The sequence below is a fragment of the Sphingobium sp. EM0848 genome (assembly GCF_013375555.1).
GTDB lineage: Bacteria > Pseudomonadota > Alphaproteobacteria > Sphingomonadales > Sphingomonadaceae > Sphingobium.
Genome location: NZ_JABXWB010000001.1, coordinates 966,848 through 989,774, shown reverse-complemented (window position 1 = coordinate 989,774; position 22,927 = coordinate 966,848). Strand labels below are relative to the sequence as shown.

Genomic DNA, 22,927 nt, shown 5'->3' with positions numbered 1-22,927 from the left:
CGATCGGAAATCCGCCGTTCAGGGCTGAACGGGTGCTGCCTCATCTTTTGTGGTCATCGACATTTTTTCCACAATTTCAGAAGGCGTAACTGTGGATTTCTCCATCTGGGCCCCTGGCATGGCGGCGATGATTCGTTCCATCCGTCGGCTGCGGTCGCTTGCCGTTCCGGTGGTCCGGCGAAAAGTGGAGAGCGCATAGTCGGCCAGCGGCCCTGCCGCGTCATAGCGTTTGCGGGCCATGTAGAAATCGACCAGATTTTCGACCGCCAACTGCGTATTGGGGTCATCCTCTCCCCGCGTCCGCAAATAGCTGTCGAATACGCGCCGGAACAGGCTTTCCGCTCCCCGGAAACGACCTGCCGAATCCAGTTGCAACGCAAGATCATTGGCGGAAATCAGCGATCGCGGGTCATCTACGCCGAACAGCTCATCCGCCAGGGCCAGCGCCTTGCGCGCTTCGTCAACCCCGTCCGCTGCCTTGCCCGCCGCATAGGCCGCCTGCGACGCCGCCGCCAGTTTACGCCACTCCGCCTCCCGCGCTTCGGTCACGTCGGGCACATAGGGCGCCTGCGCCCGCAATGGCGGCGCCATGCACAGCAGCAATCCGGCCGCCGATGCCCATTTTCTCCTATCGCCGCAGAAGGCCATATCGCATTCCTTTTGCCGCCATGATGCCGCAAGAGGCTTAATAAAAGGCGACGGCTCTATCCGGCCAGCGCCTCCTTATCCGGTCAAGGCCTCGACCAGTGCCTTGACCTTCTTTTGCCGCCATTGCGGCAGGGGCGCGATCAGCCAATAGGCCAGCGGCGACGGCGCCACATCCCCAAGCTGCTTGACCCGGCCCGCCGCAATGTCCGCCTCCGCGAGCAGCAGGGGTACGCAGGCATGGCCGAAACCGTTGGCCGCCGCCTCGATCGCCAGCCCCGCATCGGCGACGCGGATCGTCGCGGGCATGTCACCCTTGGGGCAACCGGGCCATTCAATCCGATGATCGGGACCGCCTTCGGCTGCCGCGATGGTGACGAAGGCCGCCTCGCCCAGCTTGATCCCTTCATTCTCGCCCGGCCCCTCGGCCAGCCGCAGGGCAAGGTCCAGATTGGCTTCCGTGAAATCCAGCACCTCATCCGCCGCGACCAGTGCGAATTTGAGGTCAGGCTGGCTGGTTGCGTAACCCGCCAGCCGCGGCTGGAGCCATTTGGCCGTGATGTCGCGCGGGGCGGCAATGGTGAGCGAGGAACTGGACTGGCCCGCCTGCATGGCGCGCACCGCTTCCTCAAACTCCAGAAAACCGGCGCGCAGGGCGGCAAGGCCCGCCTCCGTTTCAGGAGTCAGTTCCAGTCCCTTGGGCGTGCGACGGAACAGGACGACACCGAGCAGGTCTTCGAGCGCGCGGATTTGTTGCCCCACGGCAGCGGGCGTCACCGCCAACTCGTCCGCCGCACGGGTGAAGGACAGGTGCCGCGCGGCCGCATCCAGCACGCGCAGGCCGTTCAGCGGCAAATGGGTACGCTTCATTCAGCCACCGCCGGTGCGATCAGCGCGAAATGGGGAATGGCGATGTCGAACGTCTCACCGCTTGCGCCGATCATATGATAATGGCCTTTCATCGACCCCGTCGGCGTATTGAGCGGGCAGCCCGACACATAGTCATAGCTTTTGCCCGGCTGCACCACTGGCTGTTCACCCACCACGCCATCTCCGTCAACCCGATGCTGCGTCCCCCGCCCATCGGTAATGATCCAGTGACGGGTCAGCAATTGCACCGGCTGGTCCCCGTCATTCTCTATGCGGATATGATAGGCCCAGAACCATCGGCCCCGGTCCGGTTCCGACTGTTCCGGCAGGAAGGTGACAGCCACATGCACGTTGATGTCGCGCGTGGTCGCGTGGAAGGGGAAAAGTGCGTTCACAGGTTAAGAAATGCGCCTTTCACCCCTGTCCCGTCAACGGCCTATCGACCTGAGCGCGCGATCGAGATCCTCGATCACATCGTCCGGGTCTTCCAGGCCGACATTGAGGCGCAGCATGTCCTCGGTGATGCCGACTTCCAGCCGTGCCGCTTCCGCCATGCCATAATGGGTGGTGGAAGCCGGATGCGTCATCAGCGAGCGCGAGTCGCCGATATTGTTGCTGATATCAACCAGTTCGAGGCCGTTGAGCAGGCCATGCGCCTCCGCCCGGCCACCGCCGACATAGAGCGAGAAGATGGGACCGGTCATTGCCATCTGCTTCATCGCAAGAGCGTGCTGCGGATGGCTTTCAAGGCCCGGATAAAGCACCTTCGCCACCCGGCCTTCGAGGAATTTCGCCACCTTCAGCGCATTCTCGCTCTGGCGGCGGATGCGCAGGTCGAGCGTCTCCAGCCCCTTCAGCACCACCCAGGCGTTGAAGGCGCTGAGCGTCGGCCCGGTGTTGCGGTGGAAGGGCAGCAGCGTGTTGATGATGAACTCTTCCGTACCGCAGATCGCGCCCGCAAGCACGCGGCCCTGCCCGTCCATCATCTTGGTCGCGCTATAGGCCACCACGTCCGCGCCGAACTCCATCGGCCGCTGGAGCGCGGGGGTCGCAAAGGCATTGTCGACGACACTGGTGACACCATGCGCCCTGGCGATGCCGCAGATCGCGGCCATGTCCGCCACGTCCATGGTCGGATTGGCGGGCGTTTCGAAGAAGAAGACCTTGGTGTTGGGCCTGATCGCCGCTTCCCAGGCTGCGTTGTCGGTCGCGTCGACAGTGGTCGTCTCGATCCCGAATTTGGGCAGCAGCGTGTCGGTCAGCCAGCGGCAGGAGCCGAACAGCGCCTTGCCCGCCACCACATGGTCGCCTGCCGAAAGCTGGCAGAGCAAAGCCGCCGTCATCGCCGCCATGCCGGTCGCGGTCGAGCGGCACGCCTCAGCGCCTTCCAGCAGGGCGATGCGCTTTTCCAGCATCTCCACCGTCGGGTTCTGAAGGCGGCTGTAGGTCATGCCCTGCTGCTCGCCCGCGAAGCGCATCGCGGCGTCTTCCGCCCGGTCGTAGCTATAGCCGCTGGTCAGGAACAGCGCTTCGGAGGTTTCCCCCCATTCGCTGCGCGCGCTGCCGCCGCGCACCGCCAATGTGGCCGGGCGCCAGTGCTTGGTGATTTCCGGGTTCTGCCCGCTCTTGCGCTTCATCGTAACACCCTTGGATTTCTGGCCTCAGTTGAGCGCCGCCAGCACGGCATCGCCCATTTCGACCGTGCTCATCGTGCCGCCCAGATCGAAGCTGCGCGCGCCATTGGCGAGCGCCTTGGCAACGGCGGCCTCGATGCGGTCGGCCTGTTCCGGCAGACCCAGCGAGTAACGCAGCATCATTCCTGCCGACAGGACCGTTGCCAGCGGATTGGCCTTGCCCTGCCCGGCAATGTCAGGCGCGGAGCCATGGATCGGCTCGTAAAGCCCCTGATTGCTGTCGTTGAGCGTCGCCGACGCCAGCATGCCGATGGACCCGACACACATGCTCGCCTGATCGGAAAGGATGTCACCGAACATATTGCCGGTAACGATCACGTCGAACTGACCGGGATTGCGCACCAGCTGCATGGCGGCATTGTCGACATACATGTGGCTCAGCGCAACGTCGGGATAATCCGCCGACACCTCAATCACCACATCGCGCCAGAGCTGGCTGGTTTCCAGCACATTGGCCTTGTCCACCGAGCAGAGCTTGCCCCGACGCGCACGCGCCGCCTGGAAACCCTGATGCGCGATCTTGCGCACCTGCTCTTCGTTATAGGACATGATGTCATAGCCTTCGCGCAGGCCTTCCGGCGTCTTGCGCATGCCCTTTTCACCGAAATAGACGTCGCCATTGGTTTCGCGCACGATCAGCAGGTCGATGGCGCTCGCCACCTCATGCTTGAGCGCGGAGGCGTCGGCCAGTTCCGGGAAGACCTTCGCCGGGCGGAGGTTGGAGAACAGGCCCAGTTCCTTGCGCAGGCCCAGAATCGCCTGTTCGGGACGCAGGTGGCGCTCCAGCGAGTCGCAGTCCGGATCGCCCACCGCGCCGAACAGGATCGCATCGGCGCGCTTCGCAAGATCCAGCGTCTCGGGCGGCAGCGGATGACCGACTGCCTTATAGGCCGCCCCGCCCACCAGACCTTCTTCATAGGTCAGGCCGGGAATTGCTAACGCATCGAGCACACGCTTCGCCTGAGCGACGATTTCGGGACCGATACCATCTCCGGGGAACAGGGCGATCAACATGGGGCAACTCCTTCAATCTCGTGGCTGCCCCTTATGAAGCCCCACCCGCTTAGGCAACCGCTCTTTTCAGCCGATCCACCAGCCGCTCGCGCGAGGGGAGGATTTGTGCGCGCCAGTCTGTCAGTACCGACCGCTCGATGAAGAAGCCTGTCAGACGCAAACCGTCAAGGATGGCTGGCCAGTCCCCCGTCCCGCCCTCCAACAGAAAGGCGGGCAAGGGCAACAGCAGCTTCTCATACCCCAAGGCCCCAGCCCGGCTCACCGCCGCCGCGCTGCGTGGGCTGACAAAGGCCAGATCCTCCTGCCCGCCCGTCGCAGCGCAACGGGTCAGGTCCAGCCCGAAGCCAAGCTCCGCCAGCAGCAGCAGTTCATAGCGGATCAGCGCCACCGCCCATCCCCTTGCCGCCGGGGCCGCCTCCACCGCGCCCAACACGCCATCCAGCGCTTGGTAAAGCGTCGGATAGGGCGTCCCCTCCGGCAGGGCAGCCGCCGTCAGCGCACAAACCCAATCGATGGCGGCGGCGGGCAAAGGTTCAGCCAGCAACGGTGCGCGGCTGTGCTCCAGTTCCACGGTCAGCCCGGCCAGTTGCTCCTCCGTCCGCGCCCGAAACTCCGCCTTGACGGCATTGCCGGGCACCAGCACCGGCCGCAGCGCCCGAGACCGCCCACCCCGCACATAGCCCGCGATCAGCCCATGATCCGGCGTCAGCAACCGCGCAATCGCGCCATGTTCCCCATGGCCGCGCAGGGCACAGACAAAGGCCGGGGTGATCAGCGTCGCCATCCGCCCTCCTTACAGGCCACCGGGCAGAAGCGCCATCTGTCCCGACCTGTCCCGACCTGTCCCGAAATCGTGCATATTTGAGGACGATCCTTTCCCGTGGCTCCAATATCGGTTGCTTTTCCTTCAGTCACATGCGCAAACTTGTGTTGTGGAGTATGTCGGGGGGACAAATTTCACCATGCATCGGATAGACGGGGCGTCCTCCATGATGGATCGCCTGGTGCTTTGGTTAGGTCGCTCGCCGACGCTGGGTTTCGCCATATCCCGCGTCGCCTTTTCCGTTGCCGCCATCTGGCAGACCGACGCCCTTTTCGGCGGCTCGCTCTCTTTTTCGCATATCATACTGCTGAAAACGGCAATCGGGGCCTGGGCGCTCGTCAACATTGCCCAGCCGCTGCTGACGCCTCCGCTCGGCCTGTTCCTTCGGCCCATTTTCCTGTTCATAGACCTGCTGGTCTTTCTGGCGGCCATCATTATCTGCCCACCACTGGAAAACGCCGCGATGGGCGGGCTGTTCTTCGTCGCATGGTCGGCGTCCGACCGCTTCGGCCGGAACGCGCTCATCATCCTGGGCGCCTTTCTGGCGATCGCCTTTCTCCTGCGCGGACATTATACGGTCCTCCATGTCCGGGCGGCCGATCCAGCGATAGACGGACTCACCGTCCTGCTCGGCTGCGTGATCGCGGCGTCGCTGCTCAGCGCGTCGATCCTGGAAGCCCGGCTCATCACCTGGTCCGAACGGCTGCAAGCTGTCGGCCTGTCCTTCCAGAAATCGCTGGCGCAATTCATCGTGGAGCAGGTCTCCTCCCTGATGAACGCCCGCTATTGCGCCTTTGTCTGGGAAGAAACGGACGATGAGGACGTTCATTGCGAACTGTCCAATGCGGACGGAATAGGCCGGGTGCCCCTGCCTTCCGCGCAAGTCGACAAGCTGATGGGCGTCACGCCCCGGGAAGCGCCCTTCCTCTATTCCACGCAATCGGCCAACCTGCTCCTGCGCGGCCGTCAGGGCCTGTTGCGGCATGAAAAGGCGGATCAACTCACCGAAGCGTTGCTCGGCCTTTTCGGGCCGGGCCAGGGCATGAGCTTTTACGTCCAGGCGGGCGAACTGCGCGGACGGCTATTCGTCGGCACCCGCCATGGCTGGTCCCCCGCCGCACTGTTGCGGGCCCTGCGCATTCAGGAGGGGATAGACCTGTTCCTGGAGCGGCATTTCTTCTTCCTCGCCTGGCGCCGGAAGACCTTTTCCGAAGCGCGGCACGCATTGAGCCGGGACCTGCATGACAGTGTTCTGCAAACGCTCGCGGCACTGCGCGTCCGGCTGGCGACGATGATCCACGAACTGTCCGACGCCGATGTGCCCGACCAGCTTTCCGAGCTGGAATCGATGGAAGCACTCGTCACGGCGGAACAGACGCATCTGCGCCGCCTGCTCAGCCATGGCGATACGTCGCCCCTTGCCACGGTCGACCTCGCGGTCGAGGCAGAGCGTTGTTGCCGCTTCATCGCGCTGCAATGGGCGATCGATTGCCGACCCAATCTGATCGAAAAGTCGATGATGGTTTCCGCCGCGACCGCGACCGAGGTGGAGTTCCTGATCCGCGAAGCCGCCGCCAATGCGGTCAAACATGCCAATGCGCGCCACATCACCGTGTCGATCGCGCAGGTCGACGATGAAATACTGATCGCGCTGAAGGACAATCCCGGTTCCACGCCTGCGCCGCGCGAAAGCTATACCGGCGATTTCGAACTTCAGTCCCAATCGATCATGAAGCGGCTCAGTAAAATCGGCGGGACAGCCTATTTTCACAATTTAAGCATGAATTCACTGATTTCGATCAGACTACCAACAACTTTACCAAGGTCCACGATATGATGGCTCAGATTGCGATAGTCGACGATCACCCGATCTTCCTGGACGGCATGGCGCAGTTCCTGAACTCGCACGGCCATGACATATTGTTCTGCGCGCGATCCGTGGAGGAGGCGCTGGAGCGGATGCAATCGGGCGAACCGGACCTGCTGATCCTGGACGTCAGCATGAAGGGCGGTGGCGGCCTGGCCATATTGTCTGCCATCCGCAGCAGCGGCAGCACGGTGCCGGTCATCTTCATGACCGTCCATATCCGCCCGGAACAGACGCTGGAGGCGATCAAGCTGGGCGTGGACGGCGTCGTGCTGAAGGACAGCGACCCCCATGAACTGCTGCTCTGCATCGATCAGGTAGTGAAGGGAAGCAAGAGCATTGCGCCCTTCGTGATGGAGCAGGCGCTGGTGCACAGCATTTCCACGCCCGCCAATGAGGTCAATGCCTTGGCCGCCCTGACCGACCGGGAGATGGAGATTGCCGGACTGATCCGCGCGGGCCTGCGCAATCGGGAAATCGCGGCCCGGTGCAGCCTGACCGAAGGCACGGTGAAGGTCCACCTGCACAGCATCTTCCAAAAGCTCAACATCAAGTCGCGATCCGAACTCATCATCATGATGATGACGATCGACAGCGAAATGCCGTCCGCCAGCGACATGCATTGAAGGGCAAACGATTTACTTCGGAATGCTATAGTCAAATGGCTTTATATTTACGCCACCGGGCGCAATTTCAGGCGTCTTCAGACACTCCGCGCGCGGCGGCGAAAGGTGACGTTCACGCGTTCCGACAGGATCAGATAGGGCAACCACAACGCCGCACTGATCAGCACCTTCTTCACATTGCCGGTCAGCATCACCGTCATCGCGGTCGCCACCTGGGTCGGCAGGTGCGCTGCGCCGGCGATCTGCTGCGCCATGATGAACTGCATCACTATGTCGAACACCCAGGCGAGCAGCAACATGCGCGGGAACAGCGGGACGGAACGCAGCGCCAGCACGAAACAAACCATGTAGAAGAAATTCATGACGATGACGTCCATCGTCATCGACAGCAGGATCGTCTGCGCCCAGAGCGGCGCATCGCCGCCCATGGCGGGGACAGCCGCGAAAAATTCCATGCTGCGTACCGGCACGTTCAGCAAGAGGCCGAGCAGCAACGACGCCATGAAGCCCGTAGGACCGAAAGCCGGGCTACGGCGGGCCGAAAGCTCGTCCAGTGCGCGCCAGTTGCCATAGCGGCACAGGCGGATCGCAGGCTGCGCGGAGAGTTGACCGCGTGGAAAACTGCCTGCGGCGACGCGATAGCCCGCAATCGGCGCCAGCGCGACCAGCAGATAGGGCAGCAACATCGATATGCCCTGCATCACGCCGGAAATCGGCATGGGAGCCGTCATGATCTTGACCCCACCGATCAGCAGGGTGACAGCGATCCAACCCGTGATCAGCGTTTCCATGCGCAGGTCCAGGAAAGTGACCAGCGAACGGCTCGTCCGGTGCAGCCGGGCCGCATAGGCGCGCGCCAAGGACATCATGAAAGCGGACGCGAAAGCAATTGGCCTTCCACGCATTTTGCCATTTTCACCTGCCGGGACGGATGCCGAAACCATCATATATTCCTCTTAGTATAGATGGCATATAACTATAGTTATATAATCCCTATTCAATAGCAGGTTAAGTGTAAATGGTTAATAACTTGTTCCTTTCAAGGGGAAAAAAGCAGGTCAACTGCACCGGATTCACGCCGAACGCCCCTGAGTCGGTTGATATAAACCATATGGGTTTACTTTTGGTCAATCTATCCGGTTGATATATAACAGGAAAATATTTTGCGTAATATTTTGTTGACCATCTGCTTGAATAGGAGGAGTTTTTTACTGTCAACGCAAGGGGCGGGGCGAGAGTCGGGGCAGGAATTGATTTCGATAATTGATCGAAATCAAATTAACCTTTTCTAGTTCTCTGGCAATAACTTTGCAATGACGGGCAAACCCGACAGAGGAAAGCCCATCGTCAACAAGGCAACACATGGTCTTGGTCGCAGTATCAGTGTGCCACATTTGGGGTACAGATCATGGTTAATTTCGTTCGTAGCTTTCTGAAGGACGAATCCGGCGCCTCGGCTGCCGAATACGCACTTATTCTTGCTATCGTCGGCACGGGCATTGCCGTTGCCGCGGGCACGCTCGGAACTAAAATTTCCGGGGCTATGACTGCTGCAGGCAACTGCATCTCCACCAAGGGATCGACTTGCACCTAATATTGCCAGTTGAGACTCCATTCGTTCGAAAGAGTCAAAATCTTGGAGTGAAGATCATGGTGAAATTTTTCCGCAGCTTCATGAAGGATGAAAGCGGTGCTTCAGCCGCAGAATATGCGCTCATTCTCGCAATTGTTGGCACCGGCATCGCAGCAGCAGCAGTTACCTTAGGGGGTAACATTTCGAGCGCAATGAATGCCGCAGGTAACTGCATTTCCTCAAAGGGTTCAACCTGCACGTAAATTAATATTTGCTGGCGTGACCGGGTAACCGGCCACGCCAAACCTTTTTGAGGCAGTTGGGGGGAGATGCGTCATGCAAGGACGCAATTGGATCTTCTTTGCTTTGGCAGTATTTCTCGGCCTTGGGGCAGTTCTGCTCGCCAATGCTTATTTTTCCGGGGTTGAGAAGCGTCAGGAACGCATTGCCGAAAATCAAAAGATGACCGGCATCGTCGTCGCCACCCAGAATCTCGGCTTCGGCACGCCGCTCACCGACCAGAATTTGCGCATGGCCAACTGGCCGGCCAATTCCATCCCGGTTGGAGCCTTCACCTCCCTCGCTGATGCCCTCAAGAACAGCCGCGTCGCGGTGCGCCCGATGGTCACCGGCGAACCTGTTCTCGCATCCAAGGTTTCCGGCAGCGACGGCCGCGCTACCATCGCGGCGAACCTGCCCGCGGGCAAGCTGGCCTATGCCATTCCCATCAATGACGTGAGCGGCGTGGGCGGTTTCGTCCGGCCGGGCGATGTCGTCGATGTGCTGCTGACCCGCCCGGTTCCCGGCGATGGCGCGACCGCCAACGACAAGATGACTGACGTGGTACTGGAAAGCGTTCCCGTGCTGGGCATCGACCAGATTTCCGACGAGAGCCAGACCAAGCCGATCGTCAGCAAGACGGCAACACTGGAAGTCGATACGGTCGGAGCGCAGAAGCTGGCCCTTGCCGCACAGTTGGGCGTCGTCAGCCTGGCGCTGCGCAATGTCGCCGATCAGGCCGCCAGTCCCCGGACCACGGTGATCCCGCGCCAATTGTCGGCCACCAATTACATGATCAACGCCAAGCGGACCAGCAGCGCGCCTTCCGCGCCGGTCCAGATGGCCAAGGTGCCGCAGTTCCGCCTGCCGGGCGGTTCCAATCCTACCACTCCGATTGTCAACGGCCCGTCCATGACGGTGATCCGTGGCACGAAGATCAGCGAATATGGGGTGCAGCGTGGCTACTGACAGACAATCCCGCGCCCTGCGGTCGGGTGGTTTCCTGATCGCGCTGGGTCTGGCCCTCTCCGTCGCGACGCCTATGGCCGCGCAGGCGCAGAGCGAAGCATCGCTTCATGCCGGCACGCTGGAAGTGCCGCTCAACAAAAGCCAAGTGGTGACCGCCGATCGGCCCATCGCCAAGGCCATGGTGGGCAATGAAGATGTGGCGGACATCATGCCCATCACCAACCGTTCCATCTATGTGCTCGGCAAGAAGATGGGGACGACCAGCCTGACGCTTTACGATAGCGCCGGCCGCGTCATCTCCGTGATCGACGTGTCGGTGGGACCGGACGTGCTGGCTTTGACCGACCAGCTCCGCCAACTGGTGCCGGGCGAGAAGATCGACGCCAGCATTTCCAATGACTCGATCGTGCTGAACGGCCTGGTCAGCAGCCCAGCCGCCGCCGACCGCGCAGCCCAGCTGGCCAAGGCCTATGCGGGCGACAAGGTCATCAATTTGCTGAGCGTCGGCTCCAGCACGCAGGTGATGGTGGAAGTGCGCTTTGCTGAGGTCAACCGCACGGCCGGCAAGGACATCGGTATCAGCGGCTTCGGCCTGTCGAACAATGGCAAATTCGATGCCGTGTCCGGCAAGGGTGCTTCGCTGACGCCCGATGCAACGACCGGCATCGGCGTCTTGAAGCTGGCGGAAATCACCAATAGCTTCGGCATTTTCCGCAATGTCTTCAATATCGGCGGCACCAAGATCGAAGGGGTGCTGAACGCGCTGGAGTCGCGGGGACTTGCCAAGACACTCGCACAGCCAACGCTGATCGCGCTGTCGGGGGAAAAGGCGTCCTTCCTGGCGGGCGGCGAATTTCCGGTGCCGTCGATTCAGTCCGGGGGGGGGACCACCAACGGCAACACGCCGATCACGGTGCAGTTCAAGCCCTTCGGCGTCAGCCTATCCTTCACGCCGACCGTCCTGGGCGACAGGACGATCAATATGATCGTCGAGCCGGAGGTCAGCCAGATCGACTCCTCCGCATCCCTGACGATCGGCAGCATCACCATTCCAGGCCTGCGCACCCGCCGCGCCAGCACCACGCTGGAACTGCGTGACGGGGAAAGCTTCGCCATTGCCGGACTGCTGCAGAAGGACTTCAAGACGACGGTGGACCAGATACCGTTGCTGGGTTCGGTGCCGATCCTGGGTGCGCTGTTCCGCTCGACCAACTATCAGAAGGACCAGACGGAGTTGCTGATCGTGGTGACGCCGCATCTGGTGGCGCCGCTGAAGCCTGAGCAGGTGCGCCTGCCCACCGATGGAGTGCGCGATCCCAGCGAAGCGGAAACCTTCCTGCTGGGGCAGGCCTATCATGCCGAGCCGGTGAAACCGGCGGAAGGCGTAGCGCCCGCTGCGCAGGCTCCTGCGGCCAAGAAGGAGGGCAGCTATGCCTATTGATCGAGCAAGCCGGCTTATCCTGGCGGCGGGGGTGATGACGGGCGCGATGCTCCTGTCGGGATGCACCAACGAGCGCCCCTCCCCCTTCAAGCCGGTGGACAATTTCGGGGAAGCCAACCGGCAGACGCTGGCGGCGCAGATCATCGATCCCAGTCCGGTCTATGACAGCCCCATGGCGGCAAGTTCCGGCGATCATACGGCGCAGGCCATCGGGCGATATCGCACCGACAAGGTGAAGCAACCGGACCGGGTGCAGACATCGAACACCGTGACCAACAGTCAGTAGGGGCTCCATGAGCGAAGCCATGGCGCAGCAATGGCTCAGCCTTCCAGGAATGAAATATGGGCAACATCAATCCTCCGTCCAGACACTCCAGGGAAGACATGTTACTGACCAATAGCCGCATCCTGATCATTGCTTCGGCGGATCATATCGGTCCGCTGGCGCAGGCCGACGGGCTGGGCAAGGTTCGGGGCCTGCATCTCGAAACCCTCGACCGCGATGCGCCCGTGTCCGACGCATTGCTGAAGAGCGCGGCGCTGGTCTTTATCGAGGTCGATCCCGGCAATGCCGCGTCGATGCATCGCGTCAGCGACATTCGCGCGCGCATGCCCAACCTGCCGCTGGTCGCCGCGATCAACGGCGCCTCCGTCTCGCTTGTGCGGACATTGGTGAAGGAAGGGATCAGTGATGTCGTGTCGCTGCCCTTCGACATTCATGAAATATTGCAGGTGGCGCTCGATACCGCCGCCCGACAGGAAGCTGCCACGGGACAATCCTCGCGGCTTGCCCCGATGGTTTCCGTCGCACGCTCCATCGGCGGTTGCGGCGCAACATCCATCGCGACGCAACTCGCCGCCTATCTTTCAACGCAAGACGTGTCAGGCCGGGGCGCGGTGATCGCCGACCTCGACCTGCAATATGGCAGCGTCGCCGATTTCCTGGGCGTGTCGGCGCGCGGGACGCTGGCCGACCTCCTCCATGCGGAAGGACGGCTGGACGAGGAACTGATCGCCTCCATTGTGGGACGCACCAATAGCGGGTTGTCGGTGATCAGCGCGCCGGAAACGATCATGCCGCTGGAATCGGTCGATTCCGACCAGCTGCTGAAGGTGATCCGGCTGCTGCGGCAGGATTTCGGCTATGTGGTGCTGGATTTCCCGCCGGACTGGACCAACTGGGCCCTGTCCGCCGCGCTGGCTTCGGACGTGATCCTGCTGGTGGTCGAACTGTCGGTCGCCAGTCTGCGGCAGGCGAAGCGCCGGATCGAGCTGTTCCGCTCGATCGGGATCGAAAGCGACGCGATCCAGATCGTGGTCAACCGCGTGGAAAAGCGGTTGTTCCGCACGATCGACCTCAATGACGTGTCAGAGACGCTGGGCCACCGGACGCTGGGCAGCGTGACACTGGACGCGCCGCTGGTCAGCACCGCGCAAAATCAGGGCGCGCTGGTCAGCGACATCCGGGGCAAGAGCCGTTTCTGCAAGGACATAGAAAAGATCGGAGAACTGCTCCGCACGGGTCGCCTGGCAAAGGGCAATTGATCATGTGGAAAATACAGGGCGCTCAGGGAAAGACAGATACCGCCGCCGAGGACAAGCAGGGCAGCGCGCCGGACAGCGGTGAGCCGCCGCCTGTCAACGAGGCGTCCGCCAAGATGCTGGCGCTGAAGGTCACGATCCATCAGCAGTTGCTCGACAGGATCAACCTTTCGCTGCTCGACAAGATGCCGCGCGACCAGATCGCCGGGGAAATTTCCAGCATCGTCGCTGAAATCTTGGAGACGAAGGGAGAGGCGCTCAATCGCGCCGAGCGGTCGGCCCTGTCCAATGACGTGCTGGACGAACTGCTGGGGCTGGGGCCGCTGGAGCCGCTGCTGCAGGATGAGAGCGTCACCGACATATTGGTGAACGGCTGCAACAGCGTCTTCGTCGAGCGGCGGGGATTGCTGGAAAAGACGGCGGTTCGCTTTCAGGATGAGCGGCATCTGCTGCGCATTATCCAGAAGATCGTGAGCGCGGTCGGACGGCGAGTGGATGAATCCTCGCCCTTCGTCGATGCCCGGCTGGCGGACGGTTCGCGCGTCAATGCCATCGTGCCGCCGCTGGCCATCGACGGATCGCTGCTGTCGATCCGCAAATTTTCCAAGAAGCCGATCAGCATCGCGAAAATGATCGATCTGGAAACCATTCCCGCTTCCATGGCGCCCATATTGGAAGCGATCGTGATGGCCCGCCGCAACATCATCATTTCCGGCGGCACGGGATCGGGCAAGACCACGCTTCTCAACGCCCTCTCCTCCTATATCGACGGGCGCGAGCGGATCGTGACCATCGAGGATTCCGCCGAACTGCAATTGCAGCAGGACCATGTCGCCCGGCTGGAGACCAGGCCGCCCAATATTGAGGGCAAGGGCGAGATCACGCAGCGCGACCTCGTCAAGAACGCGCTGCGTATGCGGCCAGACCGGATCATCCTTGGCGAATGCCGCGCGGGCGAGACTTTCGACATGCTTCAGGCGATGAACACCGGCCATGACGGGTCAATGACCACCGTGCACGCCAACACGCCGCGCGACGCCCTATCCCGCATCGAGCAGATGATCGGCATGAGCGGAGTCGACATGCCCATCACCTCGGCCCGGGCGCAGATCGCATCCGCCGTAAACGTCGTCATTCAGGTTGGTCGCCTCAGCGACGGTCGCCGCAAGATCGTTTCGCTTTCGGAGATTACGGGGATGGAGGGCGAAACCATCACCATGCAGGAAATCTTCCGCTTCCGCAGCACGGGCAAGGATGCCGACGGCAATGTGCTCGGCTATTTCGAGGCGACGGGCATCCGGCCGAAATTCATGGCGGAACTCATCGACCGTGGCATCAGGCTGGACCCGGAGATCTTTCGGCCCGTGGTCAGGGCTGAACGGTCATGACCGCGCTGCTGGTCCGGCTGCTGATCCTTGTCGCGATTTTCGCGTCGATCTTCATCCTGTCGCAGATCGCGCTCAACCTGATGTGGGAACGGCGCACCGAACGGGGTGCTGTAAACCGCCGGCTGAAGCTGATGCAATTGGGCATGGATCGGGAATCCGTGTCGGTGACGCTGCTCAAGAACATGCCCGCCGTGCTGCCTGCCAATGCGGGACCGCTGCAGCGGATGCATGCCGGGTTCATCCGCATGGTCATGATGTCCGCCGTGCCGGTGGACGCACGCATGCTGATGCTCGCCTGCGCGCTGGGTTTCTTCCTCTTGTCCTGCCTTATCACCCTGCTTGTCTGGTGGTCGCGCTTCACCATCAATCCCGGCGTCGTCCTGCTGATCCTGACGGCGGCGGCGGCCATCGCCTTCGGCCTGCCCGCCTTCGTCCTCAAACGCATGGCCGAAAAGCGGCGGACCCGGATGGAGCAGCAATTTCCCGTGGCGCTCGACATCTTCACCCGCTCGCTGCGTGCCGGACATCCCATCGCAGCCGCGATCCAGCTCATCACCGAGGAAATGGTGGACCCGATCGGCAGCGAGTTCGGTCTGGTTTCCGACGAAGTCGCCTATGGCGCCGAGTTGTCCGACGCTCTGCTCGCCATGGCGGAGCGCTGGGATCTGGAGGACATGCGCATGTTCGTCGTGTCGATCTCGGTTCAGAACGAAACGGGCGGCAATCTCGCTGAAATCCTGGAAAATCTGTCCAAGGTCATTCGGGACCGGGCCAGCATGTACATGAAGGTCCGCGCGCTGAGTTCCGAAGGACGGATGACCGGCCTGATGCTGACAGCCCTTCCGGTGTTGGCCTTCTCAGTCCTGTTCATGATCAATCCCGCCTTCTACCTGGATGTGGCGCAGGATCGCATCTTCATGATCGGTTTTCCCGCCCTTCTGCTGCTGTATCTGATCGGCTTCATCTCGATCCGCAAAATCGTCGACATAAAGGTTTGACATGATCGACTTCATCTCCATGACGCCACTGGTCCGGCTTGTTCTGCTGTCCGTGCTGTTCGCGCTGGTGGTTGGCGGTACGCTGATCGTCTCCCGCGCATGGTCACGGCACAGCACCATCCGCAACGAACTGCGCGTCATTTCCGCCACCGGCACGTCGAACGCCCTCGTCGGCTCCCTGCGGGGCAAGCGCGACGACGGCTGGTCGCGGCTGGTGGATAGGATCGAACGGGCAGGCCTGAGCCTGGCGGATAGCAAGTCGACGGCGCTGCGCGAAAAGCTCCTCGCGGCGGGCTTCGAATCCCCGGCGGCGCCGCGTGTCTATAATCTCATCCGGCTCCTGCTGGTCATCATCTTCCCGCTGGCCTTTGTCGGCCTGAGCATCATGGGCGGCTATCAGATGTCGTTCGGGAAGCTTTATCTGATGGGATCGCTGTCGGCGCTGTCAGGGTTGTATCTGCCGACGCTCTATGTCCGCGCCAAGGCGGATCGGCGGCGCGAGGCTATCGTCAACGGCTTCCCGGACAGCCTTGACCTCATGCTCGTCTGCGTCGAAGCCGGTCTCGGGCTGGAAGCCGCAATCGATCGGGTTGGCCGTGAACTGGTCTTTTCCCATCCGCTCATTGCCAAATTGCTGACGACGACGACCCTGCAACTGCGCGCCGGCGCGTCCCGCGAAAAGGCGTTGCGCAACATGGCGCAGTCGGCGGGTGTCGAGGAAATCAGCGCCTTCGCCACGCTGCTGATCCAGTCGGACAAGCTGGGGACCAGCATTGCCCGGACCCTGCGGGTCTATGCCACGGAAATGCGCGAGAAGCGGCGTCTTCGGGCCGAGGAAAAGGCCCATCGCATCCCCGTCCTGATCTCGGTCCCGCTGGTTGCCTGCATGTTGCCGGTCATGATCGGCGTGCTGATGCTGCCCGCTGCCGTTCGGGTAGTCCGTACCATTGTCCCTGCCATGCATCATGGAGGTTGAAATGCGCAAAGCTCTTAAAATGGCTGGCTGTGCCATGATGGTGGCGTTGCCGCTCAGTGCGTGCAGTTCCTTCCCCGGCGCCCGCATATTCGCCCGGCATCACCGCCCGGCCGCGCCGCAAATGGCCCAATCCCCCCTCACCGATCAGGGGCGCGCGGCGCTGGATGCAAGCCAGCCCGGCCTGGCCATCGAAAAGTTCCAGAGCGCGCTGGCCAAGGGAGAAGCGGTGGCCCCTGCCCTCAACGGTATGGCCGTCGCCTATGCGCGGCTCGGCCGGTTCGACCTTGCCCGGCGCTTCTTCAACGAGGCGGTGGCGGTCGATCCGCTCAATGAGAAATATCAGGCCAATCTGGCAATGCTGGAACAGACCCAGACCTTCCCGATCCGCCACGCCGATGACGAAAGCGCGCCCAAGACGCAGGATAGCGCCCCGAGCGTCCAGACGGCGAGTTCCTTCTCCCGGCCCGGCGGCCTGCAACGCGTTTCGCAACTGGAGGTCCGCATCCTGACCGTGGGCGCGTTCGCCGCCCCCTTCCAGCGGAAGGTTGCCGTGAAGCCCCCTGTGGAAACGAAGAGCGTGATGAGCGCCTCCGCAGACGAAAGCGCAAGCCCAACCGAAGAAGCGGCGCCCGCTGAACGCAAGCCGGCGCGGAAAGTCGTGCTGACCCTTTCCGGCTATGTGCAGGCCCGGCGCCTGACGCTGCCACCGGTTGCTCCGGCAAGTCAGGAAAAGACCGGCAAGCCTGTTGTCGTCGCCATCGCTTCCCCTCATCCCTGATCTGGCGGGACCATGAATCTTATTGAACCGGCTACGCTCGCCCTCCTGATCGGTGCCTGCATCGCGGCGGCCATCTATGATCTCTATCAGCGCCGCATTCCCAACTGGCTCTGCATAGTGACGATGATCGCCGGACTCGCGGCTGCGCCGTTCGCAGGTGGGCTATCCGACCTCAACAGCCATGCCATCCACCTCGTCGTGGCATTGATCGGCGGCATGCTGCTGTTCAAACTGGGCGCTTTTGGTGGGGGCGACGCGAAATTCTATGCCGCCGTCGCCGCCTGGTTCAGCCTGGGGAAGGCAAGCCTGCTGCTCATGACAGTGGCAGCCTGTGGTCTGATCCTGCTGATCGTCTGGTTCATCGTCCGCAGGGTCCAGGGCAAGCCGGTCAGACGATCCAGCACCGATCCCGGCAGCGGCCTGCCCTATGGCGTGGCCATTGGCGCGGGCGCCATCCTGATGAAACTGATCATGGTCTGAGTGGCGATCGGCTTCAGCGGATCGGCGTCTCGGCAGAAAATAGGCTGGATGGCAGGGTAATCCCCCGGTCCGCCAGATCGGCCATGAATTTGGGCCGGATGTCGGTCGCCTCGAAATGGCCGCGGACGGAACCATCCTCCCGCCGTCCGGTCATCTTGAAGCGGAATATCTCCTGCATGGTGATGACCTCACCCTCCATGCCCGTGATTTCCGATATGCTCATCAGCCGCCGGCTGCCGTCCGACAGGCGCGCGATCTGCACGATGACGTGAAAGGCCGAGGCGATCTGCGCCCTGACGGAACGCAGCGGAATTTCGATGCCGCTCATGCCCACCATCTGTTCAACGCGGGACAGGGCATCGCGCGGGGAATTGGCGTGAACGGTCGTCATGGACCCTTCATGGCCGGTATTCATCGCCTGTAACATGTCGAAGGCCTCACCCGCCCGCACCTCACCCACGATGATACGGTCCGGCCGCATGCGCAGCGCGTTCTTCAACAGATCGCGCTGCGTGATTTCTCCTCGCCCTTCGACATTGGCGGGCCGGGTTTCCAGACGCGCGACATGATCCTGCTGCAATTGCAGTTCGGCGGCATCCTCTATGGTGACGATCCGCTCATGTTCGTCGATGCTGGCGGACATGGCATTGAGCAGCGTCGTCTTACCCGATCCGGTGCCCCCGGAAATCAGCACATTGCGCCGCGCCGCCACGACCGCGTGCAGCAACTGCGCCATTGGTGCAGGAACGCTGCCCAACTCCGTCAGCCGCACCATGCAGATCGGTTCTCGGGCAAATTTGCGGATCGACAGCAGCGCACCATCCACAGCCAGCGGCGGCACGACCGCATTGACCCGCGACCCATCCGCCAGACGCGCATCGACGAAAGGCGATGCTTCATCGATGCGGCGGCCCACGGCGGACACGATCTTCTGCACGATACGCAGCAGATGAGCCTCATCCTTGAAGCGCGCAGGCGTCTTCACCAGACGCCCGTCCCGTTCGACAAAGACCGACTTATGTCCGTTAACGAGAATATCCGTGACGCTCTGATCCTTGAGCAGAGGTTCCAGCGGCCCCAACCCCAGCAGTTCATCGAGCACATCCGACACCAGTTGCGCGCGTTCCTGCAAATTGAGCGCATGCTTCTGCAAGGCCAGTTGTTCATGGACGATCTCGCCGACCTCAACCTCTACCTGCTGCCGGGACATGGATTCCAGCGCCGAAAGATTGATGATGCCGATGAGGCGCTGGTGCAGAATGACCTTCAGTTCGGTGTGCCGATCTTCCCGCAACGGGGAGGCAGCATGCGCGGCATGCCACGCATTCAGACGCGTTTCATTCTGCCTGTCCCTACGGATCTGCCACATCAGCCTGCTCCCGCCCGTCGGCTAGTATCGGCTGTCCGGTCGCAATAATCCATGATTTCTTGCAGAGTTCCGTCCACTCTCTGCCTCTCCTCCATTTCCCCGTCAGTCGCTTGGCGATTCGACGCAAAAATCATTTTCAATATCATGGGTTAATTGACTGCAAACTATCACATTTTTTATGCGCATTCTAATCCCAGCGGACGAAATCGAAAATACGCCTAAATGATGAAATGAAAATCCGGCCATAACCTTCCCGATATTCGGAAATTTTCCACCAAAATACAGAAATTATTGACTTTTTTGGAGTTTTTTTCTATAAACACCGTCGATCAGATGACCATTATGGAGGGGGCGATTCCAAATGGCGAGATTCCGCCTTTATGCGAAGCGCTCCATGTCTTTCATGATCATGACCATGGTTGCCGCGCTGCTCCCCGGCAACGCCAGTCTTGCCAATGACGCAGGCGCCGTGCCCGTCGCCAGGGAACGCTTCCGCTCTTCCACGGAACAGGCCAGCAACTATGTCAACCTGTCCCAAAATGAAACAGCACCCTCTCCAGCCGCAGTTGCGTCGGGGTCGGTCAAATTCGGGCGCGCGATCGATCTGGTGGGAACGCCGCTCTACCTGAAGGCGGAGCCGCGTCCGATCTCCCGACTGCCGGGGTCGCTGCCCCTTGGGCTGCCAGTCGCGGCGCGATCCCTGACGAGCGACTTTGGAATGCGTGCTCACCCCCTCCTCGGCGGCTTTCGCCCGCATCTGGGTGTCGATCTGGCGGCTCCGGCCGGCGCGCCGATCACGGCCATGTCGGACGGACTGGTAAGTTGGAGCGGATGGCGCGGCGGCTATGGCCTTTTCGTCGCGCTGGATCATGGCAATGGCATCCAGACCCGCTATGGCCATATGTCACGGATCAATGTCGTGCCGGGGCAGCAGGTGCACAGGGGCGATACGATCGGCTATGTCGGCTCGACCGGCCTGTCCACCGGACCGCATCTCCATTATGAAATGCGCGTCAATGGCCAGCCGGTAAACCCCAGGCCGCTCCTGACCAAATAGCGCCCAAGTTCAAATCTTCGGATAGCAGGAAGAGGCCGACAGGCCGATGGTGATGCTGCCGACGCCGGTAAAGACCTGATAATTGCCGCTGCCATCGACCTTATTTCCACAGGCTGGCGCCGAAGCGGTAAAGGTCAGCCCGCTAACGCCGCCCGCCTGATACAGGCCCTTGGCATAGGTATCAACGTTGGCCGTGGTGCAGGTCGTGCCTGTCGGATCGACCGAAATGCACCGCGCGGCCTTTTCCGTGACATAGTGAAGTTGGATGAGCGCGGACAGGGCAAGGGCCATGTTGATCGTGCCGAAGACCGTCAGAAGGAAAATCGGCAGAACGAGCGCGAACTCCGCTGCGGTCGCCCCTCCGGCATGACGCCAGAAGGTCTTGAGCAGCGGGCAGGAAGCCGAAGACTGGGTCATTGCAATCGCATCCATGCCGTCTGTTGGATCGAAGTCGACAAATAGGACATTATAGACAGGCCCGGAAAAACCGGAACATAAGTATAGGAAGCCTGAACATTGACATAAATGCCCGGCTTGGCGGTGCTACCTGTGACTGCGGCGGAACAATCAGCAGAAGGACTGCTCAAGGTACCGGCCGCCACCAGAGCGCCGGATGCATTGGCGCAATAATAGCCTTCCGACAAAGTGCCCAATGTCACGCCGGCTCCCAATGTCGTCTGCTGCGCCGCCGAGGCCATCTGGGGAGACAGGGTGGAACTGCAATGATCGGTCGGATAGGTCGCGGGCAACAGCGTGGAACTGTTGCACACCTGTCGAACCAGCCCGACCGCCTGCTCTGCCGCCGTTTCCACCTGCATCTTGCTGTAGATATAGATGGCGACATCGACGACATTCAGCGTCAGGAAGCCAACCACGGGGAACCACAGCGCCATTTCCGCCGCCGCCGCGCCCGCTTTGTTGCCCATGAAGCGGCGAAGGAAACGAAGTCCTCTGGCCGATGTAGCCAAGGCCGTCATTGGACCAGCTTTTCCCGAGTGGCGGCGGTGCCGGGAGGTGTGAGGCCTGCGGTCGCACATTGCGTATTATTGGCGAATATGCTGCCCGTTCCGTTGACCAAAATGGTATAGGCGACCATCACGAAGCAGGCGGCCCCGTTGGCGGATTTATTGACTGCACCGCCGAAAGTCAGGTTTGATTTCGGCAGATAGACCAGACCGCTGATATTCCAGGTGGGATTGTTGCCCGCATAGGAAATATCCACGCCTGATGTCAGTTGGGGATCCTGATACATCGCAACCCCGGACCAAGGGCCCGATGTCGGCGCGGTAATCGTCAACGTACCGCTGCCACTTGGAATATGGGAATAGCCGCTTGCGGTCGTGCCACTAAAAATGACGGTCGCGTTGGCGCCACTGGCTGTCTGGAGCGTGTGCCCGTTCAAATCCAACATGCCATTATTGATGACGATGACATTATCCGTGCCGGTAAGCGTCACATCGCCACTAAGCTGCACATCACCGCAATATTGCTTGCTGCCCAGCGCCAATGACCCAGTAATGAGATTAGTGGATGGAAGAACGGGATCGTTGTTCTTCGTTGGCCTTTGCGGATAGGAAGAACATGTGTTCGGGGGGATATTGCTGGCAAGCCCCGAATAATTATCAGTGATCGCCCCTGTACCAGACACCTGGTTTATGCCGCACCCTCTGTTGGTGCCACGAGCATAGCCATAGGTCGCGCCAAGATTATGCCCGTTACAGGTCGCATCCCCGTTCGAAAAGATACTGCACCCACCCAGATCAGGCTTTGGTCCACCGTTGCTCTGAAAGGAAGTATTGGAGGTAGACAGCGTAGTGAGACAGAATTGCTGCCCCGCGCCACCCGCCGTCGCGATGGCCGAAGCAGCAATCGTCTGCCCAAAGCCCGAACCATAGGTCGCATCGCCCCTGAAACCGACAAGCGCCGAAAAGGAGATCGGGAGCACTTTCGACAGGGAAGCCTGATAACAGGTCGCCCCCGCCACGACTCCTGTCGGACAAGTCACGATCGCCGCGCTGACGGTGGTATTATTCTGCCCATCGACAAAGCCATAGGGCGTGACGGCTGCCTTGGCCTCCCCAATATAGGTGCTTCCGGTCGTGCTGTTGTTGGTCGCCGCAGCGAGGGCTGCGGTATCGGCAGCATTCTGCATCGATCGCTGGAAATAATACCATTGCCCCACTTCCACCGCCATCGCGACGCCGCCGGATATGGGAATCAGCATCAGCGCCATCAGCGGACCGACAGCGGCCTTTTCATTCAAGGCATGGCGAAGCCATTTTCTCAGCAAGAACCGAACGGAAGAGCGCAACATATCCCCGCCCCTGAAATAAATGCGTTACCGCAAACAATCCCATTCGACCCGATTTATAAAATATTCTTATATTATCCAGTATATATCCAAAGATATATCAGCGTTTTCAATATCATATAGTAAACTGACATTCATCATCACGACTGTCAACAGCGACAGGATCGATGATTCCACCCTACCACAAAGACTTCCGGCGTTCCGCCCCAATATTGGACAAAAGGGGG

General features: G+C 61.1%; 25 protein-coding genes. 14 read left to right on the top strand and 11 right to left on the bottom strand.

What is annotated here, in order from left to right:
- Positions 1–18: 18 nt before the first annotated feature.
- The 6 genes from HUK73_RS04770 to recO all read right to left on the bottom strand — a co-directional run bounded on the left by HUK73_RS04770 (position 19) and on the right by recO (position 5,007).
- On the bottom strand, positions 19–648 hold the full coding sequence (locus tag HUK73_RS04770) for a tetratricopeptide repeat protein (RefSeq protein ID WP_176590878.1): 630 nt from the start codon (positions 646–648) through the stop codon (positions 19–21).
- Between the two features lie 75 nt (positions 649–723).
- On the bottom strand, positions 724–1,515 hold the full coding sequence (locus HUK73_RS04765) for a LysR family transcriptional regulator (RefSeq protein WP_176590877.1): 792 nt from the start codon (positions 1,513–1,515) through the stop codon (positions 724–726).
- Positions 1,512–1,910, bottom strand: a complete 399-nt coding sequence (gene apaG, locus HUK73_RS04760) for a Co2+/Mg2+ efflux protein ApaG (protein WP_025546552.1) — start codon at positions 1,908–1,910, stop codon at positions 1,512–1,514. Before apaG ends, HUK73_RS04765 begins: the two co-directional genes overlap by 4 nt.
- Before the next feature lie 33 nt (positions 1,911–1,943).
- Entirely contained in the window at positions 1,944–3,152 is a 1,209-nt protein-coding gene (locus HUK73_RS04755) for a PLP-dependent aspartate aminotransferase family protein (protein WP_176590876.1), read from the bottom strand.
- Positions 3,153–3,176: 24 nt separating this feature from the next.
- Positions 3,177–4,223 (bottom strand): 3-isopropylmalate dehydrogenase, encoded by a 1,047-nt coding sequence (gene leuB, locus HUK73_RS04750; RefSeq protein WP_176590875.1) that lies wholly within the window; start codon positions 4,221–4,223, stop codon positions 3,177–3,179.
- 49 nt (positions 4,224–4,272) lie between these two features.
- On the bottom strand, positions 4,273–5,007 hold the full coding sequence (gene recO, locus HUK73_RS04745; RefSeq protein ID WP_176590874.1) for a DNA repair protein RecO: 735 nt from the start codon (positions 5,005–5,007) through the stop codon (positions 4,273–4,275).
- Positions 5,008–5,212: 205 nt separating this feature from the next.
- Between recO and HUK73_RS04740 the strand changes: the two genes are divergently transcribed.
- Together HUK73_RS04740 and HUK73_RS04735 are read left to right on the top strand one after the other, a co-directional pair.
- On the top strand, positions 5,213–6,883 hold the full coding sequence (locus HUK73_RS04740) for a sensor histidine kinase (protein ID WP_255326195.1): 1,671 nt from the start codon (positions 5,213–5,215) through the stop codon (positions 6,881–6,883).
- Complete coding sequence (locus HUK73_RS04735; protein WP_176590873.1) at positions 6,880–7,539, top strand: response regulator transcription factor; 660 nt, start codon at positions 6,880–6,882, stop codon at positions 7,537–7,539. The genes HUK73_RS04740 and HUK73_RS04735 overlap by 4 nt, the downstream gene beginning before the upstream one ends.
- Positions 7,540–7,616: 77 nt before the next feature.
- Here the strand turns inward: HUK73_RS04735 and HUK73_RS04730 are convergent, their stop codons facing one another.
- The gene (locus HUK73_RS04730) at positions 7,617–8,408 is read right to left on the bottom strand and encodes a DUF2569 domain-containing protein (protein ID WP_176590872.1); all 792 of its coding nucleotides are present in this window, start codon (positions 8,406–8,408) and stop codon (positions 7,617–7,619) included.
- A 539-nt stretch (positions 8,409–8,947) separates the two neighbouring features.
- Between HUK73_RS04730 and HUK73_RS04725 the strand changes: the two genes are divergently transcribed.
- The 11 genes from HUK73_RS04725 to HUK73_RS04675 all read left to right on the top strand — a co-directional run bounded on the left by HUK73_RS04725 (position 8,948) and on the right by HUK73_RS04675 (position 17,963).
- Positions 8,948–9,133, top strand: a complete 186-nt coding sequence (locus tag HUK73_RS04725) for a Flp family type IVb pilin (protein ID WP_176590871.1) — start codon at positions 8,948–8,950, stop codon at positions 9,131–9,133.
- Positions 9,134–9,189: 56 nt separating this feature from the next.
- Positions 9,190–9,375: a Flp family type IVb pilin gene (locus HUK73_RS04720; RefSeq protein WP_176590870.1), complete on the top strand. Its 186-nt coding sequence runs from the start codon at positions 9,190–9,192 to the stop codon at positions 9,373–9,375.
- A gap of 73 nt (positions 9,376–9,448) precedes the next feature.
- Complete coding sequence (gene cpaB, locus HUK73_RS04715) at positions 9,449–10,360, top strand: Flp pilus assembly protein CpaB (protein WP_176590869.1); 912 nt, start codon at positions 9,449–9,451, stop codon at positions 10,358–10,360.
- Positions 10,350–11,801 carry a type II and III secretion system protein family protein gene (locus HUK73_RS04710; RefSeq protein WP_369805438.1) on the top strand — a complete coding sequence of 484 codons (1,452 nt, stop codon included), beginning with the start codon at positions 10,350–10,352 and terminating at the stop codon, positions 11,799–11,801. The genes cpaB and HUK73_RS04710 overlap by 11 nt, the downstream gene beginning before the upstream one ends.
- Positions 11,791–12,087 carry a hypothetical protein gene (locus HUK73_RS04705; RefSeq protein ID WP_255326194.1) on the top strand — a complete coding sequence of 99 codons (297 nt, stop codon included), beginning with the start codon at positions 11,791–11,793 and terminating at the stop codon, positions 12,085–12,087. Before HUK73_RS04710 ends, HUK73_RS04705 begins: the two co-directional genes overlap by 11 nt.
- A gap of 98 nt (positions 12,088–12,185) precedes the next feature.
- Positions 12,186–13,346, top strand: a complete 1,161-nt coding sequence (locus HUK73_RS04700) for an AAA family ATPase (protein ID WP_255326193.1) — start codon at positions 12,186–12,188, stop codon at positions 13,344–13,346.
- Positions 13,347–13,459: 113 nt separating this feature from the next.
- Complete coding sequence (locus HUK73_RS04695) at positions 13,460–14,731, top strand: CpaF family protein (RefSeq protein ID WP_369805510.1); 1,272 nt, start codon at positions 13,460–13,462, stop codon at positions 14,729–14,731.
- Positions 14,728–15,729 carry a type II secretion system F family protein gene (locus HUK73_RS04690; protein ID WP_176590865.1) on the top strand — a complete coding sequence of 334 codons (1,002 nt, stop codon included), beginning with the start codon at positions 14,728–14,730 and terminating at the stop codon, positions 15,727–15,729. Before HUK73_RS04695 ends, HUK73_RS04690 begins: the two co-directional genes overlap by 4 nt.
- A 1-nt stretch (position 15,730) precedes the next feature.
- On the top strand, positions 15,731–16,705 hold the full coding sequence (locus HUK73_RS04685) for a type II secretion system F family protein (protein WP_176590864.1): 975 nt from the start codon (positions 15,731–15,733) through the stop codon (positions 16,703–16,705).
- A gap of 1 nt (position 16,706) precedes the next feature.
- Positions 16,707–17,483 (top strand): tetratricopeptide repeat protein, encoded by a 777-nt coding sequence (locus HUK73_RS04680; RefSeq protein WP_176590863.1) that lies wholly within the window; start codon positions 16,707–16,709, stop codon positions 17,481–17,483.
- Between the two features lie 12 nt (positions 17,484–17,495).
- Positions 17,496–17,963 (top strand): prepilin peptidase, encoded by a 468-nt coding sequence (locus tag HUK73_RS04675; RefSeq protein ID WP_176590862.1) that lies wholly within the window; start codon positions 17,496–17,498, stop codon positions 17,961–17,963.
- 13 nt (positions 17,964–17,976) lie between these two features.
- Here the strand turns inward: HUK73_RS04675 and HUK73_RS04670 are convergent, their stop codons facing one another.
- Positions 17,977–19,332 (bottom strand): CpaF family protein, encoded by a 1,356-nt coding sequence (locus tag HUK73_RS04670; RefSeq protein WP_176590861.1) that lies wholly within the window; start codon positions 19,330–19,332, stop codon positions 17,977–17,979.
- Between the two features lie 361 nt (positions 19,333–19,693).
- On the opposite strand from HUK73_RS04670, the gene HUK73_RS04665 reads away from it, so the two are divergent.
- Positions 19,694–20,389 (top strand): M23 family metallopeptidase, encoded by a 696-nt coding sequence (locus HUK73_RS04665; RefSeq protein WP_255326192.1) that lies wholly within the window; start codon positions 19,694–19,696, stop codon positions 20,387–20,389.
- A gap of 9 nt (positions 20,390–20,398) precedes the next feature.
- Here the strand turns inward: HUK73_RS04665 and HUK73_RS04660 are convergent, their stop codons facing one another.
- The 3 genes from HUK73_RS04660 to HUK73_RS04650 are packed head-to-tail and all read right to left on the bottom strand — an operon-like array spanning position 20,399 to position 22,622.
- On the bottom strand, positions 20,399–20,806 hold the full coding sequence (locus HUK73_RS04660; RefSeq protein ID WP_176590860.1) for a TadE/TadG family type IV pilus assembly protein: 408 nt from the start codon (positions 20,804–20,806) through the stop codon (positions 20,399–20,401).
- Complete coding sequence (locus tag HUK73_RS04655; protein ID WP_176590859.1) at positions 20,803–21,366, bottom strand: TadE/TadG family type IV pilus assembly protein; 564 nt, start codon at positions 21,364–21,366, stop codon at positions 20,803–20,805. Before HUK73_RS04655 ends, HUK73_RS04660 begins: the two co-directional genes overlap by 4 nt.
- Complete coding sequence (locus HUK73_RS04650) at positions 21,363–22,622, bottom strand: pilus assembly protein TadG-related protein (RefSeq protein WP_255326328.1); 1,260 nt, start codon at positions 22,620–22,622, stop codon at positions 21,363–21,365. Before HUK73_RS04650 ends, HUK73_RS04655 begins: the two co-directional genes overlap by 4 nt.
- Between the last annotated feature and the right edge of the window lie 305 nt (positions 22,623–22,927).

What these genes read in the sequence shown, in the direction of transcription:
- HUK73_RS04770 (WP_176590878.1), bottom strand. Translation starts at nt 648, where the DNA reads ATGGCCTTCTGCGGCGATAGGAGAAAATGGGCATCGGCGGCCGGATTG.
- HUK73_RS04765 (WP_176590877.1), bottom strand. Translation starts at nt 1,515, where the DNA reads ATGAAGCGTACCCATTTGCCGCTGAACGGCCTGCGCGTGCTGGATGCG.
- HUK73_RS04755 (WP_176590876.1), bottom strand. Translation starts at nt 3,152, where the DNA reads ATGAAGCGCAAGAGCGGGCAGAACCCGGAAATCACCAAGCACTGGCGC.
- leuB (WP_176590875.1), bottom strand. Translation starts at nt 4,223, where the DNA reads ATGTTGATCGCCCTGTTCCCCGGAGATGGTATCGGTCCCGAAATCGTC.
- recO (WP_176590874.1), bottom strand. Translation starts at nt 5,007, where the DNA reads ATGGCGACGCTGATCACCCCGGCCTTTGTCTGTGCCCTGCGCGGCCAT.
- HUK73_RS04740 (WP_255326195.1), top strand. Translation starts at nt 5,213, where the DNA reads ATGATGGATCGCCTGGTGCTTTGGTTAGGTCGCTCGCCGACGCTGGGT.
- HUK73_RS04735 (WP_176590873.1), top strand. Translation starts at nt 6,880, where the DNA reads ATGATGGCTCAGATTGCGATAGTCGACGATCACCCGATCTTCCTGGAC.
- HUK73_RS04730 (WP_176590872.1), bottom strand. Translation starts at nt 8,408, where the DNA reads ATGATGTCCTTGGCGCGCGCCTATGCGGCCCGGCTGCACCGGACGAGC.
- HUK73_RS04725 (WP_176590871.1), top strand. Translation starts at nt 8,948, where the DNA reads ATGGTTAATTTCGTTCGTAGCTTTCTGAAGGACGAATCCGGCGCCTCG.
- HUK73_RS04720 (WP_176590870.1), top strand. Translation starts at nt 9,190, where the DNA reads ATGGTGAAATTTTTCCGCAGCTTCATGAAGGATGAAAGCGGTGCTTCA.
- cpaB (WP_176590869.1), top strand. Translation starts at nt 9,449, where the DNA reads ATGCAAGGACGCAATTGGATCTTCTTTGCTTTGGCAGTATTTCTCGGC.
- HUK73_RS04705 (WP_255326194.1), top strand. Translation starts at nt 11,791, where the DNA reads ATGCCTATTGATCGAGCAAGCCGGCTTATCCTGGCGGCGGGGGTGATG.
- HUK73_RS04700 (WP_255326193.1), top strand. Translation starts at nt 12,186, where the DNA reads ATGTTACTGACCAATAGCCGCATCCTGATCATTGCTTCGGCGGATCAT.
- HUK73_RS04695 (WP_369805510.1), top strand. Translation starts at nt 13,460, where the DNA reads ATGCTGGCGCTGAAGGTCACGATCCATCAGCAGTTGCTCGACAGGATC.
- HUK73_RS04690 (WP_176590865.1), top strand. Translation starts at nt 14,728, where the DNA reads ATGACCGCGCTGCTGGTCCGGCTGCTGATCCTTGTCGCGATTTTCGCG.
- HUK73_RS04685 (WP_176590864.1), top strand. Translation starts at nt 15,731, where the DNA reads ATGATCGACTTCATCTCCATGACGCCACTGGTCCGGCTTGTTCTGCTG.
- HUK73_RS04680 (WP_176590863.1), top strand. Translation starts at nt 16,707, where the DNA reads ATGCGCAAAGCTCTTAAAATGGCTGGCTGTGCCATGATGGTGGCGTTG.
- HUK73_RS04675 (WP_176590862.1), top strand. Translation starts at nt 17,496, where the DNA reads ATGAATCTTATTGAACCGGCTACGCTCGCCCTCCTGATCGGTGCCTGC.
- HUK73_RS04670 (WP_176590861.1), bottom strand. Translation starts at nt 19,332, where the DNA reads ATGTGGCAGATCCGTAGGGACAGGCAGAATGAAACGCGTCTGAATGCG.
- HUK73_RS04665 (WP_255326192.1), top strand. Translation starts at nt 19,694, where the DNA reads ATGGCGAGATTCCGCCTTTATGCGAAGCGCTCCATGTCTTTCATGATC.
- HUK73_RS04660 (WP_176590860.1), bottom strand. Translation starts at nt 20,806, where the DNA reads ATGACCCAGTCTTCGGCTTCCTGCCCGCTGCTCAAGACCTTCTGGCGT.
- HUK73_RS04655 (WP_176590859.1), bottom strand. Translation starts at nt 21,366, where the DNA reads ATGACGGCCTTGGCTACATCGGCCAGAGGACTTCGTTTCCTTCGCCGC.
- HUK73_RS04650 (WP_255326328.1), bottom strand. Translation starts at nt 22,622, where the DNA reads ATGGCGCTGATGCTGATTCCCATATCCGGCGGCGTCGCGATGGCGGTG.